The sequence below is a fragment of the Telluria sp. AZSoR62 genome, assembly GCF_058111565.1.
The window spans coordinates 1-245 of the sequence record NZ_JBYTST010000512.1; the positions used below are offsets into that span (position 1 = coordinate 1).

Here is a 245-nt window from a genome sequence, read left to right on the forward strand (position 1 = left end):
TCTGATTGTGACGGCTGTGCAGCTTTACCGGCACCGCAACGCCGACCCGGATGTCCATGACAACGTGCTGGTCCGGGGGGCCCGCCGCGCGCTGACCGTCACGAAGGACTACGAGGGCGGCCGGATGTTCACGCGCAGTGCCGGACGCCGGGCGGTGACGCCCCTGTTCATTGTGCTGCTCGCAATTGGCAGCAGCGACCTGCTGTTCGCGCTCGACTCGATCCCGGCCATTTTCGGCATCACCG

The 245-nt window shown here is 66.5% G+C and carries 1 protein-coding gene; it reads left to right on the forward strand.

Translation table 11 applies throughout. The features are described 5' to 3' along the window. On the forward strand, positions 1-245 hold a 245-nt coding region (locus tag AC3XQU_RS24570), incomplete at both ends, for a TerC family protein (RefSeq protein ID WP_489876723.1).